Origin of the sequence: Pseudaminobacter soli (ex Zhang et al. 2022) (assembly GCF_014595955.1) — a bacterium.
Taxonomy (GTDB): Bacteria; Pseudomonadota; Alphaproteobacteria; order Rhizobiales; family Rhizobiaceae; genus Kumtagia; species Kumtagia pseudosoli.
Map to the genome: position 1 here is coordinate 1 of NZ_JABVCF010000047.1, position 684 is coordinate 684.

At 64.8% G+C, this 684-nt stretch carries 1 pseudogene; it reads right to left on the reverse strand.

Features of this window, described 5'->3' with window-relative positions:
- Window positions 1–684 (reverse strand): annotated as a pseudogene (locus HUI96_RS29030) (NAD(P)/FAD-dependent oxidoreductase); the annotation flags it as partial.

The following is a 684-nucleotide window of genomic DNA, read 5'->3' on the forward strand; positions in this document are numbered from 1 at the left end:
GTAGCTGTTGTCGCGGAACTTCATGATGTCCTTCACCTTGTGCTTCTTCCACTGGAAGAACGCCTCGTTGGCGCCGTCGACGTCGAAGCTCGGGTAGTCGGTCTCGGCGATCAGTTCCTTGACGTAGTCGCCCTGGTAGCGGATCGCGTCATAGGCGTCCGTGCCGGCATCCTCTTCGGCCACCCGGCGCTCGACGTCGGCGACCAACTCGGCCTTCGCTGTCGGCGGCGCGAGGCGGCCGAGGATGACGTCGCGCACCCACCAGGCCTGCGCGTCGAACATGTTGAAGGTGTACCACTGGTCCTGCATGCCGAGGTAGAACAGCGCCGGATTGTGGACGTAGACGACGCCCTTGTAGAGGTCGGCCGCCGCCAGCCGGTTTTTGGTCTTCAGCCGGAGATCGTCGGGCAGGAACGGGAAGTGGTGCTTGTAGCCGGTGCACAGGATGATGGCGTCGACCCGGGCGGTCGAGCCGTCCTTGAAGGTGGCGGTGTTGCCGTCGACCCGCTCGAGCAGCGGCACCTCCTGCCAGTTGTCCGGCCACTTGAAGCCCATCGGCGCGGTCCGGTGGCTGACCGTCACCGACTTGCAGCCGTACTTCCAGCATTGCGAGCCGATGTCCTCGGCCGAGTAGCTGGTGCCGATGATGAGGAGGTCCTTGCCGATGAACTCGCGCGCATCGCG